This window comes from Salicibibacter cibarius, assembly GCF_016495725.1.
Lineage (GTDB): Bacteria > Bacillota > Bacilli > Bacillales > Marinococcaceae > Salicibibacter > Salicibibacter cibarius.
The window spans coordinates 2,196,090-2,215,802 of the sequence record NZ_CP054705.1; the positions used below are offsets into that span (position 1 = coordinate 2,196,090).

The 19,713-nt window shown below is 41.7% G+C and carries 20 protein-coding genes and 1 pseudogene; 8 read left to right on the top strand and 13 right to left on the bottom strand.

The window, feature by feature from the left end; all coding sequences use genetic code 11:
* Positions 1–56: 56 nt before the first annotated feature.
* Together HUG15_RS23500 and HUG15_RS11435 are read right to left on the bottom strand one after the other, a co-directional pair.
* Positions 57–251, bottom strand: coding sequence for a CPBP family glutamic-type intramembrane protease (locus tag HUG15_RS23500; RefSeq protein WP_343073159.1), 195 nt, complete (start codon positions 249–251; stop codon positions 57–59).
* Positions 230–664 (bottom strand): CPBP family glutamic-type intramembrane protease, encoded by a 435-nt coding sequence (locus tag HUG15_RS11435; RefSeq protein WP_246516599.1) that lies wholly within the window; start codon positions 662–664, stop codon positions 230–232. Before HUG15_RS11435 ends, HUG15_RS23500 begins: the two co-directional genes overlap by 22 nt.
* Before the next feature lie 159 nt (positions 665–823).
* On the opposite strand from HUG15_RS11435, the gene HUG15_RS11440 reads away from it, so the two are divergent.
* The 4 genes and pseudogenes from HUG15_RS11440 to HUG15_RS11455 all read left to right on the top strand — a co-directional run.
* Entirely contained in the window at positions 824–1,720 is an 897-nt protein-coding gene (locus tag HUG15_RS11440; RefSeq protein WP_211202379.1) for an AraC family transcriptional regulator, read from the top strand.
* Between the two features lie 122 nt (positions 1,721–1,842).
* Positions 1,843–3,207: an IS4 family transposase gene (locus HUG15_RS11445; protein WP_246516644.1), complete on the top strand. Its 1,365-nt coding sequence runs from the start codon at positions 1,843–1,845 to the stop codon at positions 3,205–3,207.
* A gap of 232 nt (positions 3,208–3,439) precedes the next feature.
* Positions 3,440–5,311 (top strand): hypothetical protein, encoded by a 1,872-nt coding sequence (locus tag HUG15_RS11450; RefSeq protein WP_200128737.1) that lies wholly within the window; start codon positions 3,440–3,442, stop codon positions 5,309–5,311.
* Positions 5,312–5,678: 367 nt separating this feature from the next.
* A pseudogene (locus tag HUG15_RS11455) lies at positions 5,679–5,828 on the top strand (HRDC domain-containing protein); the annotation flags it as partial.
* Here HUG15_RS11455 and HUG15_RS11460 read toward each other — a convergent pair.
* The 8 genes from HUG15_RS11460 to HUG15_RS11495 all read right to left on the bottom strand — a co-directional run bounded on the left by HUG15_RS11460 (position 5,816) and on the right by HUG15_RS11495 (position 12,321).
* A complete protein-coding gene (locus HUG15_RS11460; RefSeq protein ID WP_200128739.1) occupies positions 5,816–5,980 on the bottom strand; it encodes a hypothetical protein in 165 nt (54 codons plus the stop codon). The pseudogene HUG15_RS11455 and the gene HUG15_RS11460 overlap by 13 nt on opposite strands.
* Positions 5,980–6,297 (bottom strand): hypothetical protein, encoded by a 318-nt coding sequence (locus HUG15_RS11465; RefSeq protein ID WP_200123699.1) that lies wholly within the window; start codon positions 6,295–6,297, stop codon positions 5,980–5,982. The genes HUG15_RS11460 and HUG15_RS11465 overlap by 1 nt, the downstream gene beginning before the upstream one ends.
* 28 nt (positions 6,298–6,325) lie before the next feature.
* Entirely contained in the window at positions 6,326–7,108 is a 783-nt protein-coding gene (istB, locus tag HUG15_RS11470) for an IS21-like element helper ATPase IstB (RefSeq protein ID WP_200123700.1), read from the bottom strand.
* Positions 7,105–8,655 carry an IS21 family transposase gene (gene istA, locus HUG15_RS11475; RefSeq protein WP_200123701.1) on the bottom strand — a complete coding sequence of 517 codons (1,551 nt, stop codon included), beginning with the start codon at positions 8,653–8,655 and terminating at the stop codon, positions 7,105–7,107. Before istA ends, istB begins: the two co-directional genes overlap by 4 nt.
* A gap of 802 nt (positions 8,656–9,457) precedes the next feature.
* On the bottom strand, positions 9,458–10,000 hold the full coding sequence (locus tag HUG15_RS11480; protein WP_211202380.1) for a hypothetical protein: 543 nt from the start codon (positions 9,998–10,000) through the stop codon (positions 9,458–9,460).
* Positions 9,991–10,629: a lysophospholipid acyltransferase family protein gene (locus HUG15_RS11485; protein ID WP_200128741.1), complete on the bottom strand. Its 639-nt coding sequence runs from the start codon at positions 10,627–10,629 to the stop codon at positions 9,991–9,993. The genes HUG15_RS11480 and HUG15_RS11485 overlap by 10 nt, the downstream gene beginning before the upstream one ends.
* Before the next feature lie 114 nt (positions 10,630–10,743).
* Entirely contained in the window at positions 10,744–11,715 is a 972-nt protein-coding gene (locus HUG15_RS11490; RefSeq protein WP_246516600.1) for a phosphatidate cytidylyltransferase, read from the bottom strand.
* Positions 11,716–12,321, bottom strand: a complete 606-nt coding sequence (locus HUG15_RS11495) for a CDP-alcohol phosphatidyltransferase family protein (RefSeq protein ID WP_246516601.1) — start codon at positions 12,319–12,321, stop codon at positions 11,716–11,718.
* 164 nt (positions 12,322–12,485) lie between these two features.
* On the opposite strand from HUG15_RS11495, the gene HUG15_RS11500 reads away from it, so the two are divergent.
* Positions 12,486–13,115, top strand: coding sequence for an HAD family hydrolase (locus HUG15_RS11500; protein ID WP_200128948.1), 630 nt, complete (start codon positions 12,486–12,488; stop codon positions 13,113–13,115).
* Positions 13,116–13,670: 555 nt separating this feature from the next.
* Here the strand turns inward: HUG15_RS11500 and HUG15_RS11505 are convergent.
* From HUG15_RS11505 to HUG15_RS11515, 3 genes are all read right to left on the bottom strand, one after another.
* Entirely contained in the window at positions 13,671–14,792 is a 1,122-nt protein-coding gene (locus tag HUG15_RS11505; protein WP_200125136.1) for an IS4 family transposase, read from the bottom strand.
* 602 nt (positions 14,793–15,394) lie between these two features.
* On the bottom strand, positions 15,395–15,775 hold the full coding sequence (locus tag HUG15_RS11510) for a hotdog family protein (RefSeq protein WP_200128742.1): 381 nt from the start codon (positions 15,773–15,775) through the stop codon (positions 15,395–15,397).
* A 26-nt stretch (positions 15,776–15,801) separates the two neighbouring features.
* Positions 15,802–16,779 (bottom strand): MBL fold metallo-hydrolase, encoded by a 978-nt coding sequence (locus HUG15_RS11515; protein WP_200128743.1) that lies wholly within the window; start codon positions 16,777–16,779, stop codon positions 15,802–15,804.
* A 295-nt stretch (positions 16,780–17,074) separates the two neighbouring features.
* Between HUG15_RS11515 and HUG15_RS11520 the strand changes: the two genes are divergently transcribed.
* From HUG15_RS11520 to HUG15_RS11530, 3 genes are read left to right on the top strand one after another with little or no spacing between them, the layout of a single operon-like run.
* The gene (locus HUG15_RS11520) at positions 17,075–17,869 is read left to right on the top strand and encodes a class II aldolase/adducin family protein (RefSeq protein ID WP_200128744.1); all 795 of its coding nucleotides are present in this window, start codon (positions 17,075–17,077) and stop codon (positions 17,867–17,869) included.
* 16 nt (positions 17,870–17,885) lie between these two features.
* On the top strand, positions 17,886–19,055 hold the full coding sequence (locus tag HUG15_RS11525; RefSeq protein ID WP_200128745.1) for a betaine/proline/choline family ABC transporter ATP-binding protein: 1,170 nt from the start codon (positions 17,886–17,888) through the stop codon (positions 19,053–19,055).
* Positions 19,052–19,702 (top strand): ABC transporter permease, encoded by a 651-nt coding sequence (locus HUG15_RS11530; RefSeq protein WP_200128746.1) that lies wholly within the window; start codon positions 19,052–19,054, stop codon positions 19,700–19,702. Before HUG15_RS11525 ends, HUG15_RS11530 begins: the two co-directional genes overlap by 4 nt.
* Positions 19,703–19,713 lie beyond the last annotated feature (11 nt).

The window sequence follows — 19,713 nt, forward strand, 5'->3', positions numbered from 1 at the left end:
GGGTGGCGGATACTATTCATTTATTTGGATTTATTAACATATTTGTCTGTCGATATTTACTTATCCCACTTCCCAGTAATGGCCGCAAGGATCAGCCAAGGCTCAATAAATAAATTAATCAAAACATGAGCAACTATGGGGGCGAATATATTACGATCAGCAATAATGTACAAAATGGCCAGTAACCCACCAAGGACTGTCGTAGACAAAATAGCCGGAAGAGCAATCTTCAGCTCTCCTCTAAGTAACACGCCAAACCAAATAAAATAGCTGACGCTAGCACTTGGATCGTTAGTGAATAATCTAAGCGCAGTAACCAATCCATCAATAGCTGCCGGAATAATATTTCTTCTACCGTACTAAGAACAAGTGCGGCCCATATACCAATCAGTTTAAGACGCGAGATTGTGAATAAGTTTTCACGAACAAACGGAATGGCTTTAACGGTAAATATAATATACCCAATCGCAATGATTAACGTTAGTATCCAAACGATCGGATTGTTAAAAGCATTGGAATTGATGCCTAATTGATGCTCAATAAATTGCTGCGGATTTCCAACATACCTGAACAACAACCAAATTGTAATCATTAATGAAATACTTACGAGTACGAATGCTGTTTTTCTTTCACCCGGTGCCATCGAGGTTTTCATTGTATTCATATCAAGACTCCTTTAATATGAGTTTGAAACGAATTCATGTATTTTCATAATAAGATCTTAAAGCTTTCCGATATCATAAATCCGACAATTTCAATGTCAAAAATATCGGATCGATGTAGATTGCAGATAATAGATTGTTTGTGTAATGGAGCGGGTACAATGATAAAGGAGCTTAATAACGTCGTATCATATATTGAAGATCATTTGGCAGAAGAATTAAATTTAGATAAAGAAATTCCTCATATGACAGGCATTTCCTTATTTCAGTTTAAAAAACTATTTCTTTTGTTAGCGCATATGCCTTTGTTAGAGTACATTCGTAAAAGAAGGATGGCTTTGGCAGGTTATGATCTTAGGGAAAGAAAAATGAAAGTGATTGATGTAGCGGTGAAATACGGGTATGATTCACCGGATGCTTTTGCAAAGGCTTTTTATAAAGTACACGAAGTGAATCCATCGAATGTGTATGAAGAGAAGACGCTAATAAAATCCTATTCTCCAATCTACTTCCAATTGACAATGATTGGAGGATCTCAAATGAATTATCGAATTGAAGAGAAAAACGCTTTTAACGTGGTCGGAATCCAAAAAAGAATTCCTTTTGTTAAGTGGGGGAAAAGCAAAGCCATTACGACTATTAAAGAAACATTAGATGATGAGATGTATCATAAATTAAATCAATTATCTAATGTGGAGCCTTACGGCGGCTATAGTGCAGTGTACAATATTATGGATTTTGAAGATGAAACAAATGCTCAGTGCGATTTTATTTTAGGAACATTAACAACAAAAGAAAATGTGTTCGATTTAGATGCCCTTTATGTTCCTGAAGCCACCTGGGCGATTTTTACTTCTGATGAAAACAAACAACTCCAACTCCAAGAAGTATGGGCAAAGATTTATACAGAATGGCAGCCATCCTCTGAATACGAAATAATTGATGATGCGCCCGGAATCTTCTTTATGGAGAATGAAGGGGTTGACGATCCTTCGGTAAGAAAAGAAATTTGGGTACAAGTTAAGAACTCAACTTTCGGAGCTAAAAATTACAGGTAAACCCTTATAAAATCAGGATTTGTGGCAGATTTTTTATCCAAAAAAAGCAAAAAACACCCTATTCTTTGGTAAAATAAAGGTACCACACCAAAACCAAAGAAAGGATGTTTTCTGTGGTTTCAATGATACCAAATTCTGATCAAGGTAACCAGCAACAATCTCGCGTGACGCACTTTTTCAAACAGGCTAAAATTGGTACGTTTTTGCACCAATCCAATATCCATAAAGAAAAAGGATTTTCTGCCCTCGTTCTTGTACAATTTATCTTTTCCCTCGTTCTGCAAGGGAAGAATCTTTATCGGACGCTCGAGTCCGGCCGCCTTCCGGATGCGCCGGAAAAGGATGCCGTGTACGACTTGATGAAACGCGCAACGTATAACTGGCGGAAATTTCTCGTCTTGGTGAGCGCGCATCTCATAGAGACCTATCTCCAACCGTTGACGGATCGCGATGGTGTGTTGATCGTCGATGACTCGAGCTATGACCGTAATCGCAGTAAAGCCGTCGAACTCCTATCACGTGTCAAAGACCACAGCACAGGCGCCTATTTCAAAGGTTTTCGGATGCTTACACTTGGTTGGTCGGATGGTGCAACGTTTCTACCTTTGGCCTTTTCATTGCTCAGTTCAAGAAAGGCAAAAAACCGTTTCCAGGAGGTGAATCCGACCATCGACAAACGAACGGTGGGTTACCGCCGCCGACAAGAAGCGCTGCAGAAAGGGACGGAAACGTTGTTCACCTTGCTGGATGACATCAATCCTGTGAAGCTTGGCGCTAAAACGCTCCTTTTCGATAGCTGGTTTGCGTATCCTTCGATCATCAAACGCGTAGTTACCCAGTATCCCCTGGATGTCGTATGTATGATCAAGCGATCCCCCAAGATTCACTACACCTACGAAGGGGAATCCTATACGTTGAACCAGCTTTACCAAAACGTGCGCAAGAAACGAGGCCGGGCAAAAATCCTTGCTTCCATTCTTGTTGGCCTAGGTTCGGATGAAAATGGGCAAGAGATTCAAGCTCGCATCATTTTTGTTCGTGATCGTAACCGTTCGAAACAGTGGTTAGCCATTCTCACGACGAACCTGGATCATACCGAAGAAGATGCTGTTCGCATTTATGGTAAACGCTGGGCCATTGAATGCTTTTTCAAAGTGACCAAATCTCACTTGAGATTGGCCAAGGAATTCCAATGCCGCAGTTATGATGCGTTAACTGCGCACACATCAATTGTTTTTCTCCGCTACATGATGCTCGCTGTGAGCTCGCGGGAGGAAGAAGATCCTCGCACGATTGGTCAGCTGTTTTTCATGTGTTGTGATGAGGTCGAAGATCTTCGATTTTCCGAAGCGATCTTGATGATCCTTGAAGTGTTAGGTTCGATGCTGGCGGAAGAACACTTGCTCACCGACGAGCAAATTCAGCCGTTTTTGGATCGATTGTTTGATAACTTGCCGGATTTTTTGCGAAAACCGTTACTTTCTTGAGGGTGAATTAGTCTTAAATCCCTTTATATCAGGTGTTTTCGTGTATTAGTCATGTCCGAAAGTTGAGTTAAGAAGAAATAAAAATGCCTGACAAGAGTGATGTTTAAATGAACATAATTAGAGGTAATGTTTACCTAAAGTTACATTATGATCAAATTATGATCATAATGATAATTTATTCTGTTAATTTGATAAAATAAAAATAATACTATCCAGTTAAGGGGGCAATAAATTGGAATATTGGGATGTATACGAGCTTAAAAGTAATAGAAACAAAAAATGTTTTATTGAATATCTTGAGGAGCTTCTGAAAACAGAAAATTATGATGCATTATTCCGTGCTATAAAAAGTTCTGGTGTGTATATAGCATATGATCCCAAGACAACAATAGATGAAAAGCAAGTGGAATTAGTAACAAATTTTATAATGGATAACCTTTATATGCTTTCACCAGAGAGAGTTGATTCTTTATTAAAAGAAGTTAAAACATTACAAGAGTTAAGAGATTCAGTTCTAAAAAAAGTGAATAAAACTTATAAACTCATATCAAAACAAAAGCAACCTTATTATTTGATAGAATATATTAATAAATTCTTTGCAGAGAGGTCTGAAGTTGAATTGTATATTAATTCAGATTTCAGTGATATACTTGATTTAAATGAAGAGATTATTATGTCCTTAGGTATTATTTTAAAAGACATGTCTAGCAGAAAAATACCTTTCTTAGTGACCAATGATCCTTCAAGTAATGAATATTATTTAATAGGCAAACATCTGGAAGTTGCTACTGAATTGAGATGCATTAATAATATTATTGAGATGTGGATGTTTGGAGACATAGAAATAAATGAGAATGGAGAAAATGGCCTGCTCGAGATTAGAGAAGTAGGTAATTGGGGGAAAAAGGTATTAATGAGTAAAATACCTTTTCTAGACTTAAAAGAAACTAAGAATGTAAATATGAACAAAGGTTATAATTCAGAGATATTTAATAAAAGAAAAGTGTTAGAAAATAAAATTAAGGAGTATTTTTACACACAAGATTTTTTACAGAAATATAAAGGAATACCTCTAAAAGATTGGATTAATTCCTATTGGTGTCTCTATGAGTATTCTTTGAGACTCGGAACTAACCCTAATATTATTCACCATAGTATAACAGAATGGGAATATATTTTAATGAATGCTGGTGTTTCTGAAGTGCATGTATCTAATTTATTAAATCAGCTCACTTTTACAAAAAGTTCTAGAGATCTGTTTGACGCTCCGTTAATTAAATTTTCTGATGGACTTGTTTGTATAACCAATATGATACCTTATATTGATATTTCTAGAGCATTAATGTCTCAACTTGGTATTCAAGAGGATGAAAATAATAAATTTGGTAGTTTTAACCAAAAAGGCGGGAATTTTGAGAACCATATAGAGCTGCTTACAAAGAAAAATATATCCAAAGTTATTCCGAATTTAAAGCGTAGTGTTAAAAAGAATGAACTTTATGAGGTAGACTTAATTTTTCAATTGGAGGGAAATTTATTTTTCGTTGAAGCAAAAACCCAAAAGCAACCTGTTTCACACAAGGATTATAAGAGGAATCAAGAAGAATTATTTTCCTATATTAAAAAATTCAATCGTAATGTCAATTATTTCATGAATAGTGAAACAGAAAAAAAGCTTATTATGAAAGAACTCGGAATGGAAAAAATAGAAAAAGTATATAGGATATTTGTTACAAATGTATATCAAGTTTTATCTTTCCTAGAAGGAGTTTATATAACAGATGAAATAAATTATTTTTGTTATATGAATCGAAGACCACAAGCAATCCATATTGAATCTGTTACTAAAAGAACTTTTACTAAATACCTTGATCCACATTTATATCAGGGCGATATAACATCTGATCAATTTTTATCAATGATTACTAATGATGAACAAAATAATAGATTGATAAAAAGAATTGGAATTCGCGAAGTGGATTTAAAGGAGCAACTAAATCTTATCCATACTTGTTACTATATAAAAAATGGAGCATACAAATTTTATGATGGTGATTTATCCAACAACGAAATGTTTAAAAACCTATATAATGATTACTTGTAGCAAAAAATATCTAATTTAATAATTAGATATAAAAGGTGAAGATGAAGCGATGATTATAATCTCCAAAAAATTCCATAAGGAGATTGATGATCTGAATATCAATGATTTCAATGAGTAAGTCATTTATAAATTTAGAAGAAGGAAGTTTAACATTCTATTTAAAGCAAGCCCAAATTCACCAATGGGGATGGGGTTCACCGCCGAATCGTGTAAATCGATCAATTCGTGTTACACTGGATATTTCGGCTGATGCATCCATGAGCTTTTTTCTCCTAGCCTCGGACTAACAGATGGGATTATTTCCCATTAGATGTCCTAATTTTGCATGTATCTCGGAGCACCCGTCGCAAAGAAACATAAAATAGCCCCGTATATGGTGTTTTCCGATCAAACCTTAAAGGAAATGTCCGGAAAGCAGCCCGCGACAAAAGCAAGTATGCTTGCCATTAAAGGCGTCGGCGAGCATAAATATGAAGTGTACGGCGAAGCGTTTTTGGACGAGATTCATGGGGGGTGAGTACGGCGGACAATTCTTACCACTTGTGCGGTCTTTTTTACCACCTTTTGCAGGAAAATGTACCACTCAATGCGGATCCCTTTACCACAGATGAAAAGAACGGCTTGAAATAAGATATTCCCCGCCCATGGGCGGGGAATATCTTTAGCCATTAAAATGGGAGTCTCCCTAATTCAAAGTCAAGCTCACATTTCAGCTTATCAATCTTTTTTTGTAACTCTTCCACTTTTTCCTCGAGTCTTACGATTTTGGTTTTATCACTAATTCCTTTTTCATAGGGTGTTCCAACACGACTTAAATCGACCAAAAACGATAATACTGCTGGCTCTGTAATATTGAAATCTTCTCCATTTTCTGTTGCTTCGATTTCACCTTCAGCGATCCATTTTCTAACATCTAATTCATCGCAGTCAATCTCATAATTGTGTAGGAGATCGAGAGTCTCCGCGAGTGTCATGTATTCCCTCATTTTAAACACCCTTTCATTTCTAGGTTTTTTATAAAAAATTGTTGTTCTCTTTATCGTTTGCCGTTTGTTTTTGCACACCAAGACGTTCGCGCATCGACACTTTTCCGTCAATGAAAATATCATAGGAATCATGAATAATTCGGTCGAGAATGGCTTCTGCCAAGGTGCCATCTCCCAGTTTCTCGTACCATCCATCAATATCAAATTGAGAACAAAAGATGTTGGATTGTTTTGCCTGACGTCTTGCGTTTATGATTTCAAGAAGGAGAGCTGCTTCTTCATTGGTTAAGGCGTGAAGCAGCCATTCATCAAGAATAAGAAGATCTACCTTTAGAAGCTTTCTCATGAGTTTGACATAGCTGTCATCCTGTTGATATTTTGCAAGTTTAAATTCCTCTAATAGATCAGGAAGCCGTGTGTAATGTACTTTGAAGAACTGTCGGCACGCCTGTACGCCAAATGCGGCGGCCATCCACGATTTCCCGGCTCCAGACACGCCTTTAAAGATAATATTTCGCCCATCCAGAATATAGCTTCCGCTGGCTAAACGCTGGAGTAAATCTTTGTCTAGTTTCCGGTCATCATAATACATGATCTCTTCGATTGAAGCCGGTTCAGGAAACGCTGCCTGTTTGAGAAGACGGTTGAGTTTATTACTTTTCCGGCGGGATTCTTCATGGTCAATTAAGATGCCGAATAATGTATCAAAATCCATCTCTTTATTTTCTGCCTTCGTGAAAAGAGATTCATAGGCTTCTGCCATCCCTGATAGTTTCAATGTTTTTAGTTTATCAATATTCTGCTGGTTCATTTGTTTTTCCCTCCAAAATAGGAAGCCCCACGTGTAAACGCATGCTTATTTTTGACGTTCTGTTGCTTCTGTGTGAAAGCTTTCTCTGCGTCTGCTTTTTTATTGTTCTTGATGAGCGTTTGAATACTTTTTACTGTAGGCCGATTCGTGATCTGGTGGACCATTTTACACGCACGTTCGATATCATAAACCGTGTAGGTGCGTTCCAATTTCTTTAAGGCAAAAACAGACTTCAGCGCTTGTTTTTCAACCCCGTAGCTCTCCAACAAGAACTTCACCACGGAAAGCGTATGTTCCCCAACATCTGTAGCCCAATCTAATGCATTTTGCGGCGTTTGTTCCACGTAATGCTTATGGTTATCCGGCATATGATCTTTCACAGTAGAATGTTGGCCGTATTTCCCATATAATGTTTGATGTGAGGCAATCCTCATGTGATCGAAATAGACTTCGATCACATGATCTGAGACTTTCACATCGACGTGCTTTCCGATGTATTCATAGGGAACGGAGTAGAACATGCTTTTCACAGAGATGTGATAATCAGGCTGCACCTTGGCGGTTCGCCACTCAGACATCTCGTAGGGTTTAACGGGAAGAGGAGTAAGGGCGAACTTCTCTTCTTCCATAAACGCTGACCAGCGAGAGCCTTCTTTTTTTGTGAAGGGCCGGTGGTTAAACTCCCCTAGCTTCTTTCGGATCTCTTGGTTCATTTCCTCCAACGTAAAACATTGGACATGCCTTAACGCAGCGATAATCCACGTCGACACCGTGTTCACCGAACTTTCCACACTCGGCTTATCTTTGGGTGAACGCACGCGTGCTGGCATGACCACGGAGTGATAGTGGCGGACCATTTCTTCATACGTCTTGTTTAACACCAGCTCTTTGGAGGTATGCTTGGTCACCCCTGTCCTTAAATTATCGGGCACAATAATTTGGGTGGTGCCTCCCATGTATTCAAACGCGTGTTGATGAAGCTTAATCCAAGAAGCTAAATCCATGGATAAAGAGCCCTCCACATAGGAAAGCTGAGAACACGGTAAAGCTGCCACAAATACATAGACTTTCACTTTTTCCCCGGTATCGGGATCAATGATAAATAGGGTAGAACCTGCCCAATCGACTTCTAACAATTCCCCTGGTTTCCGCTTAATTCTCATGGTCGCTTTATACTTCTGGGCAAAATTGTGGTAGTGTTCCGTAAAAGTCCGATAGGCATAGGGAATCTTCGCTTGGTCCCGGGCTTTCCTCACATATTCCTCATGAAGCAATGTCAAAGTGACATGGGGCTTGGCCAACTCCTCATGCAAATAATCAAAATCAATCATTTGCCGTCCAGAAGCTTCTAACTTTTTCTCTGGATATAGAAAATCTTCAATCCAAGCATCTGTCATTTCCTCATCGAGCGGACACTTCAACCCTCTTTTCTCCGCCAAGCGTATGACTTCCGTTACTTTTTGCCTTGAACGGCGGGTCATAGCTGCGATACTTCGTAAACTCCTTTCCTCGTCATGTAATTCCAGCATCTGTCGATATGGGAACATAAAAAACCTCCTGTATTCCTAATGTCATGCCGTTTGGCATGCCCATTAAGTATACAGGAGGTGGTGTATTGGTAAAGGCTTCCGCAATAAGTGGTAAATATCTCCGCACTTGGTGGTAAAAAAGATTGCAAGGGTGGTACAAACCGAATGCAATACTCAGGGGGGAAATAACTGGAGTGGCAATAGGGATGCCCATGGAGGCACCCCTTGTTTGGCTAATATTGGTTAATGAATCTAGAGAGATTCATAATACCTGCCGGAAGACGGTAACGGGTCCATCATTAGAGGCTAAAAAAGCCACATATACGAAAAAGCTGTGATAAAGGGTTTTATTGTACTTCCAATTGGCTCTTTCAATGCCCCTTATAACAACAGTTTCTGCTATTCGGGGGACGTTGTGGACCTTATAAGGACCGGCGATCACTGCTCGGAGGTGCGATGGGTGCTAATCAGCTGTATCAAGCTATCGGTGAATGTGAACAGTTGTTTTGGGAAGAACTCCTGTTATCAAAAGCGTAATATCAACCGTATTATTTTGGTTGAAAATATCATATTGACTTCAATTGGAGTCATGATCGCTCCGCCAATCAGTGATTATGTATATAGATTGGTTGTTCAATCTTTATCCAATTCCAATTAATAGATTCCTGACACTTTTAATTTGGCATCAATAGATTTGGCAATCATTTGTATTAACGATCATATCGAATCTGAAGCGTGTTGAATAGGTATTTCAGAAGGACAGTTTTATCAATTTTTTTCAAACTCTGGCGGCTATCACAAGAGCACTCCATTAACATTGTCATCCCCCCATCCGTACAAAGTAAAAGCTATAAAAGGTTAGCCAAAACAATAACCAGGTGATCATCTTCCAGTGTAACCAGATAGGCTTTAACAACCACTGACTAAGTCCCCATACGAGCAATCCGGCAAGAAGAAAACGTACCACACGCGCCGGGACACTAATGAGCAAAAAGAGCAGGAGGGAAATGTCTGCTTCAGCGGCGTAGCTGGCATAAATTTTATAAGGGATGCCTTGAGTAGGGCCCAGGATGATCGCTTGCCATCCTGTCTCTCGTAATTGTGTACGAACGTCTTCAATTAAAGCGTCATCAATCGCCGGGACCATGACAAGAAGTTGGCGCGTGTGATCAGCAAACCATACGCCCATGATGTACATCAGGCATCCCCCTATTAAAGCTCCGCCAAGCGCCCACAAGCATAAACGAACGACCATCCGGATTCGATTCGAGAGAGCCCCATAGGTAATGAGCACATCGGGAACGATGAAGAAAAGGGTTGCCTCTGCCAACCCCCACACACCTGACCAACGCTTCATTCCCATTCGCCGTAGTTCCCTTCTTCTTTCAATGTCCGAAAGCGGTCACTGGCAGCAGCCATAAATTGCTCGCGGTCCCCTTGCCAAAAAAGCGGTTCCCCAATATGAATATTAGCGGTAAACGGGACGATCAACGGATCTCCTTTCGGCATCGCTTTTCCTAATCCGTGTGTAAAAATGGGATGCACAGGGACATGCGGGTGACGTTTAATCAAATGAGCCAATCCGCTTTTCAGTTCTGTCATTTGCTCCGGTTCTCCGCGTGTGCCTTCGGGGAAGAAAATAAGCACCTCGCCACGATCAAGAGCATCTGATAACGGTTCAAGCGGATCCCCTTGTTTTTTGTCGCCACGTCTTGCAATCGGGATGATATTCATAATGTTTGTGGCGAACCAAGCAAGCCAGCGTGTTTTGAAAAAGTAATCAGCGGCGGCAATCGGACGGACGTTGGGCAATTTGCTGAGTGGAAACAGATTCATCAATAGCGGTGTGTCCATATGACTGTTGTGATTGGCAATCAACACTGCAGGTCCGTCCTTAGGCAGCCGGTCCGGATGATGGAGGTTAATGCCGAGCACAATGAGCAATATCGGTTTTACCATAAAAATAAAGAAGAGCTTTTGTAACCAGGGCATAATGCCACCCCCTTTTTAACACTTTAAGAATATTTACCTTCGTTTTTCGTTTAAGGATTAAAGTATAAGAAAAGACTTTGACTTTCGCCAATTTCGGCGATAAGGAAAGATTTTCTAATAAAAGAAATTTGTGAAATGGAAAAACAACGGGGCAGTGTAAGTCAAGCTGTCGATCCGATCGAGGATTCCCCCGTGGCCCGGAAGCGCCTTCCCGCTGTCTTTGACACCAATGTCCCGTTTTAAGGCTGAAACATTCACATCCCCGATAAAACCGAAGACACTGATCAATACCCCGCTGCCAATTGCTGCCACCCATGTGAAAGGTGTGAGCAAGGGAGCAAGTAAAAGAGCAAGCAACACCGTGGATCCGACACCACCAAGAAACCCGGCCCACGTTTTGTTCGGGCTGACGGCAGGGACAATTTTTCGCTTGCCGAGCATTTTTCCGAATAAAAATTGTGAGACATCATTCAATTGCGTAAGAATGACCAAGTAGATAATAAAACCGGCACCGCCTGCTAACGGGTTCATCGCTTCAGGCAGCGCCAGAAAATAAGCCAAGTGGCTTAAGCCGAAAACCATCAGCATGATTCCCCAATGGATGGCCCCGATGGACTTCAGAAAACCCTTCGTCTGACCGATCAATACCATTACAATAGGCAAAAACAAGAACATATAAATGGGAATGAAAATGATAAACATGCCATACCATTCCATATAAATCCACAGAAATTGAATAGGAATGGAAAGATAGGCAAAGAACAACACTCTGCGATCCGCTCGCCGTGTCGGGATCATCGAAAAGTATTCTTTTAAAGCCAGATATGTAAGAAAAGCAAAAAAAACGAGTGATATGTTCTCGTGAATCAACGTCGCGATGGAAAAGACAATCGCCATAAACCACCATGAACGAATGCGGTTGCCGATCTCACTGAAATTTTTGTCAGGTCTCGATCGTTTCAGAAGATGATTAACAATACTCGCGATAATCAAAAGCACGAAAATCCCGAGCAGCACTTGCACTAGAGGATTTGCCCAAACATTCATGTCCAAAATGGTCTCCATTACATCCGATAGAAATGCCATTTATGAACGAACCTCCTTTAAAGCACGGTTTGCGCGATTAAATGTTGTTAAAACCAAGAGCAGAAATAATACAGCGATCACGATGGTGTAAAGGATCGATGGAAAAGAAAAAAAATAAATCAACAGAGACAGCATACCAAACACAAACGCACGATCACTTTTGCCCATAGGGCCATCATAACGCCTGCTTCCGCCAATCACTGTACCAAGAATCCCCGTGACTTCCGTAACAAGCGCTAATACTACGAGAGATACGACCAAAGCGGGAGGTACATCAAGAATGAGGGCAAAAGGTAAATAAAGGGCTGCATCGGAAACAATGTCCCCCAATTCGTTTAAAATGGCTCCCATGGAAGATTCCATCCCATGTTCACGGGCAAGCATGCCATCAATGGCATTCAACATCATTCGAAAAAATAAAAAAACAGGGACAAATAAAATCAGCCAGTTATAAGAGGGATATAGCAGCAAAAGGATCCCGAGCGCGATCGACAGGACAGCGGCAGTTATTGTAACGAAATTTGCTGTTACTCCTATTTTCGCCAATCCTCTCACAAGTGGGCGTAATAATTGTTGAAATTTAGGCTTCAATTCGTAGATACTCACCACAGCAATATGACTCCTAACGTAAATAGGATCTTATATTGAGCATATCGAATGTCAGTGATTCGGCAAGGGACGATAAGCCTATTTTTCTAGGTTTTTCTTCATCCCTTGCATTTATCAAAAAGGAAAATGATAATTTAAGTAACGGGAGGGGTACAATGAAAATGAAAGCGATACTATTCGATTTTGATGGCACACTCGCCAATACTTTGCCGGTGGTGCACCATGCTTTTCAAACAACCTTTGCAACCTTTGACGGGAAAAATCTCTCGGCGCAAGAGGTCATGTCTATGTTCGGTCCGTCAGAGACAGAGATTATTAGAAAAAACCTTGTGAATCAGGCGAAAAATGATGCCATCGAAACGTATTACGAGGCATATAAAAAGAACCATGCCAGGTTGGTACATAACAACGAAGACATCAACAATTTATTGCGTTCATTGAAAAGCGATCAAGGGATAAAAGTGGGGATCGTCACGGGAAAAGCGAGGCGAAGTTTGGATCTATCTTTGGAAGCGCTTGGAATGGAACATTTTTTTGATGTCATCATTACCGGCGATGATGTTGAACGTCCGAAGCCCGATCCGGAAGGGATACAACAAGCGCTCTCTATCGTAAAGACGGACACTGATCAAGCAATGTTTCTCGGTGATAGTGATGCGGACATTGAAGCTGGGCTCGCCGCTAAAGTGTACACGATTGGGGTACAATGGCTTCCGGAATATCAAACAACAGACTTTAAGCAACAGCCACATCGTATTTTAAAGCGAGTGGAGGAATTTAACAATCTCTAGTACGCTAGTCAAAAGAGAGTTTGCATGGATATCGATCTATAGATTTATCCGATTATTTTTGTGGTCGGTTTTTTCGTTGGTATTATTAATACCGTATTGCGGATGGCATGAATCGTGTGAATCGATCAGTTCGTGTCACACTAGTGCAGGGTGGTTGAATTACTCGGTCACCCAGCATCGGGCAGGCGCTAGTAATCCCTCTGCCGGAGATCGAGCCGCTCCGAGCGGAACAAAGTAAGCAATATCATCCCGTCCCCCTCTCATATTTGGTATGACCACCGTCGGGGGATATAGATACGCACAATTGAGGATATTTCTTTTCTTAGTGACACAGGAGCTTTCAACGTCCCCCATATCGAAGATCATACTTTTTTAAAGACGCTGGAGCTGGCCAGTGTACGCCTGTTTGAGAAATCATTCCAGTTAAAATTTGATGATTCTTCTGTTATACCTTTTTACACTATAAGGATAAACGTACCATTGGCGAGAGGTCACGTTTTTCTAAAAGGCATATACCCAGGCGCGTTGATTTACCATTAAATTCCATACAATTACTTACGTAGGTGTCATGTTCTTCCTGTCATCTAGAAATTGAGCTAAGGTGTCTTTGACTTCCAATGGTGATGTACCAAGGATCAATTCCCGTGCAAATTGAATGAACGTACGCCGGGTCATCCGCCATACAGGTGCCAGCTGGTTGTATAAAAATCGCAGGACCATATAAACCATGATGGCGCAAAATAATTGCCCATAGACCGCATTCGGCGTCGTTCCAAAGAAGTGATTCAGATTCAAGTGTTGTTTGAGAAAGCGGTGAAAAAGCTCGATCTGCCAGCGTGCCTTATAGAGATCGGCGATATCTTCGGCAAAAAGGGTGCTGAGGTTTGTGGCCACCCGAAGGGTATTCCCTTCATCATCATAAAAACAAACGATACGAAACCGGTGATTGGACTGCTTCTTCCCTTTCCCTATTTTCGCTGAATAATCATCGAAAACTCTGGAATGTTCAGACGTTACACGTGGGATAGGCTCCCGCTCTTCGGTATAGATGGACGTTTTCAAGCGGATCACAAAGCCTTTGTCCTCGTCTTCAAGGTTATCGAAATCACGGATGGTAGCATAGGCGCGGTCTCGAACAGATGTGATCAATTGGTGCGAAAATGAATGAGCAACAGCCGCATCATGCGTCAATCCTTTGGAAGCCTCCACTTGGATCGGAAGCAGCGTATCCACACGGAAAAATGTATGCATTTTAACGCCGTTACGTTTCCCGTGATAAGGCGCCCATGGGAGCCGGTTTTCGCCTACGGTCATCGTCGTTGAATCCAGCGCTGCCAACGAAACCGGCAAGTCCATGGAACGACGAGTTTCCCGATTGAAACGGGAACCTAAAAGCTCCAGTATCTCTTTGACGGCTTCATAAGGAAGGATGCTAGCTTTTGTCGATAACGTCGTGTGATCAACGGCTTTGAGGCTCGGATCAATTTTGAGTTTGTTCTCGCTTTCACGGTAATTTTGCCATTGTTCACTTGACGCCAATAGCCAAAAGAAAATTTGATCGGTTCCCAGCCATTTTCGCCCGACTTCTTGGTAATCATGTGAACGAAGAATGTTCTCGATTTCTTCCATCGACACGAAGGATTTAAAAACCTTTAAAAGTGTGTTAGATTGTCCCATGAAGGCATCACTCCTTTGGTAGGGTTTACCTTTATGGTCATAGTGATGCCTTCATTTTTTTAAGTCATTTGCTTGGATAATTTTGGCTAATCAACGCGCCTGGCGTATACCCTTTATTTGATCACCCAAAGCGTCCTTGCCGAGGGTGATTCCCTATTTCAGCTGTTTTGCGCTAGATATGTGACTGATGCTTCCATGAGCTTTTTCCCCTAGCCGCAGACTAACAGATGGTATTATTCCCGATGGGATGTCCTAATTTTGCACGTATCTCGGATTTACCCGTCGCAAAGAAATATAAAATAGCCCCGTATATGGTGTTTTCCGATCAAACTATAAGGGAAATGTTTGGAAAAAAGCCCGCGATAAAGCAGGTATGGTTGCCATTAAACGACCCACCTGCTTTAGCAGGTGGGTTTGGACATAAAATGTCCGCGATTGAAAGCCGCTTTTCAGACTGAGCCCTTCTGAAAGACCCTAAGCTCAAGCATCTGATTTCTTAAAGGGGTCGGCGAGCATAAATATGAAGTGGAAGCGATTCATGGGGAGGAATAAGTGTAAATGAGCAGCCGCATGATCCTGTTGGTCAAGCGGCGCTTCAAAAATCAGCCTAAAATTACGCCTGCGAAAGTGCCCGTCAATACTTTGGTTTCGTTTTGATTTAAACAAACAAATGATGCAGAAATGGAGGTTTTTGCTTCATCTTTTTTCTTTAATTCATCAATGGTGACCTCGCACTGTATCGTGTCTTCCGTATAAACAGGTTTTCTAAAATCAAACGTCATGGTTCGGGCGAGCACATTATTGTCTCCTCCGATTTTTGTTGGCAACGTTGCGGTCAATAATCCTTGGATGACAAGTCTCCCTTTCTCGTCAGGAGTTACGTGGTGCGAACCTTCGTCCAACGATATTTTCGTAAACAATTCAACATCCTCTTTTGTGAACGAACGTTCGAACGTAATAACGTCTCCCGATTTCAGTGACAATGAAATTCCTCCTCCGAAAAAGATCCCTATTCTTTTTCAGTCAACCCCCAAACAAAATAATCGCTGTATTCAGGAACGGCAAAATGGTGATCGAGAAACGATCGGTAAGGATCCTCATAATAATTGTTTTGTTTGGCAAGGCGTTTCAGGTGCTTGGCAATGCCCATGATTTCAGAATCGAGCAACATTGGGGCCATATCCAAATTTCTTTGTAAATAAAATACTTCACGATAAATGAGATCTTCGATGGACGTCCCTCCCTTTAATAAGCGGATAATTTTCTGTTCACGCTTTTCGATGATCGCTAAATACTGCCGGAGCGCTTCCTCATACTCCGAACGCGAAAAGGTTCCTTTATGGTGAAACGTCACATAATAGTCGGCGTCGATGTCCAACGTTCGTTCACCCGAAGTGATGAAATCGTCAATGTCCGAATCAGCGTTGTTGTACCACGGACCGAAAGAGGTTAAATCATAGTCGCCCACGACGAGCACGCCTTCGTCGGGAAAGTAAGGGCAACAATAGCTTTCGCAATGCCCGGGGGTATAGAGCATTTGTACATTTTGCCCCGCGATCGTCATCGGTGTTTCATAAGGGTAGCGCTTTTTCTCTCTAGTTATGACCCCTTGATACGGTGGCGTATCCTTGTTGCTTTCGATCCATTCTTCAACAGCGCTATTCCCTTTTAAAGCATACATCCCCATTGCCTTGGCAAGTGAATCCAAATTGCTTAATTTATATTCGTCAACGGCATTTACCCATATTGTTGCCTCCGTGAAATGGGGAACGCCTTTGATATGGTCAATATGATAATGGGTGATAAAGATGTCTTCGACATTATGATTTTCATGAATGTATGCGTACCCTTCTTTTCCCGTACCGATATCCACGAGTGCGTCTTTTTCCCCGTTTTTCCCTTTGATAACAATACTTGTGGAGTAGGGCACTTTACTGTTTCGCCTCCCTTTCACCAGTTCCAAGTTCCCGATTTTATCTATGTCCATCTGTTTTGTTCCTCCTATTCTGAATGATGATTCAGTATGTAGCAATAAGATGATTGTACCGTTTCTTGAAGGTTTCGTAAATATTGAAACGCGATTATTCGAACATAAGGCAGAAAAGCACACATATTCGAAGGATTTTTAGCCTAAAGCCTGGAAGTTCGCGCTCATAAACGATTACTGCGAATCAGTTATAAATGCAGCCACGAATGAACGTTGATTATTCGACAATCTTTGATAGTATACTATAAGTAATAGTTGATTTATACTTTTCTTACCTGCCAAGGAGGCTTGGATTATGGAAAAAAATCAGGAGGAACGCGTACGCGGCGAAAATGCCGTCGATTATTTGCAAGTTCCCTCCTTTAATAACGTTGAAGAGGAACGTCTGCATAACAAACAACGGTTAGCAGGCGCTTTTCGTTTATTTGCACGTTTTGGTTTTACAGAAGGCGTTGCCGGTCATATTACTTATCGCGACCCTGAATATAACGATCATTTATGGGTGAACCCGTATGGAGTTCCATTTGGAAAAATGAAAGTGTCGGACTTGGTGCTTGTCAATGAAAAAGGGGAAGTCGTTGAAGGGAAATATTTTCTTCACAAATCAGCATTAACCATCCATTCGGCTGTTCACAAAGCAAGACCGGATGTCGTGGCTTCCGCTCACGCGCACCCGATTTATGGAAAAACATGGTCAACAAGCGGAAGGCTGCTTGACCCACTAACACAGGACGCATGTGCGTTTTACAACGACCATGCCGTACTGGATCAATATTCCGGTGTCGTCTTTGAGGAAGCAGAAGGAGAACAAATCGCGAAAGCGTTAGGGAATCACAAAGCCGTTTTATTAAGAAGCCACGGTCCATTGACGGTCGGACAATCGGTTGATTCAGCCGCCTTCTGGTTTATTACGATGGAGCAATCTTGCAAGGCTCAGTTAATGGCTGAGGCAGCCGGCATTGTTAACCCCATTGATGAAAAAAATGCTGAATTGACCGCTAAACAAGTGGGAAGGGAACAAGATGGCTGGGATAATTTTCAACCGCTTTGGGAAACGATCGTGAATGAAGAACCGGATTTATTAGAATGATTAGGGGGGCTCATAGTTGTTAAAATTTGAAAATGTATCAAAGACTTATAAAGGCAACCAATACGCCGTTAAAAATCTTTCTTTTGAATTTGATGAAGGCGAATTTATTGTTTTCATCGGACCGAGTGGCTGCGGTAAAACGACGACGATGAAAATGATCAATCGCTTGATCGATCCTACCGAAGGCTCTATTTTGATCAATAGCCAAAATGCCCAAGAAAAAGATGCGGTAAAGCTACGCCGGGATATCGGTTATGTTATCCAACAGATTGGTTTATTTCCGCACATGACCATTCAGGAAAACGTAACGCTCGTGCCGAAACTGATGAACTGGTCCAAAGAACAAAGGAAGGAACGGGCGAAAGAACTGTTGGAACTTGTGGATATGGGCGAAGAATATTTATCACGTTACCCTAATGAACTAAGCGGGGGACAACAGCAACGTATCGGCGTATTGCGGGCACTTGCGGCCGATCCGCCGTTAATTTTAATGGACGAGCCTTTTGGGGCGCTTGATCCGATCACCAGGGACACGCTCCAAGATGAATTCAAAAATCTACAACAGCGACTAGGTAAAACGATTGTTTTTGTCACTCATGATATGGACGAAGCATTAAAATTGGCCGATCGGATGGTCATCCTTCGCGACGGGGAACTCGTGCAAATGGGCACCCCCGATGAAATCCTGGCGGCGCCCGCCAATGAATTTGTTGAGGAATTCATCGGGAAAGACCGTCTGTTGCAAAGTCGCGCGACCGTGCAAACCGTGGAACAACTTATGAACGCAAATCCAATCACGATTTCCGAAGGGGCGACGACGTCGGAAGCAGTGCAAATCATGCGCGAAAAACGGGTGGACTCTTTGCTTGTGACTAATGGTAACGGCACCCTTAAAGGCTATGTGGATATTGAAATGATTGAAAGTAACCGAAAAAATACGGAAAACATATCCGACATCCTCTTGTCTAAATTGCACACGGTGAATAAAGATGCACGCGTACGCGACTCCATCAGTCGAATTTTAAAAATTGGCGTTAGCTTCGTCCCGGTTGTCGATGGAGACATACGGCTTGTCGGGATTCTGACACGAGCATCTCTCGTCGACTTGGTTTACGATTCGATTTGGGGTGTGGAAGAGCCTGCAGAGGATGAGCAAGCGGCCGCGATTGAGGAGTCGATTTTATGAACGCTATCATCGATTTTTTTCAAGCGAACGGGGGAGAAATGCTTTTTTTAACCTCACAGCATCTTTTCATTACCTTGAGCGCGCTTTTTCTCGGAATTATCGTAGCGGTTCCCCTCGGTGTTGGTTTAAACAAAGTGCCATCTAAGCTGGGGAATGTTGTCATCGGCATCGTAAGCATTCTGCAAACGTTCCCGAGCCTTGCCATACTGGCTTTTGTTATCCCGTTTTTAGGTGTAGGGATGTTTCCGGCGATTGTTGCCCTTTTTATTTATTCACTGCTGCCTATTTTACGAAACACTTACGTCGGCATTCGCGGCGTTGACCCTGCACTTAATGAATCCGGCAGGGGCATGGGCATGAGTGCGTGGGAGCGTATCAGATATGTAGAATTGCCGCTCGCGACACCGGTGATCATGGCCGGTATTCGCCTCGCAACTGTCTACTTGGTAGGATGGGCGACGCTTGCCTCATTTATCGGTGGCGGGGGATTGGGTGATTTTATTTTTAACGGCTTGAACCATTATCAGCCGGAATTCATTATTGCCGGTGCCATTCCGGTGACATTGATGGCACTGTTTTTCGAAATCGTTTTATCAAGACTGGAAAAAGGCATGACCCCGAAAGGGTTGCGAAATCCTGCCACATAAGGAGGGACAAG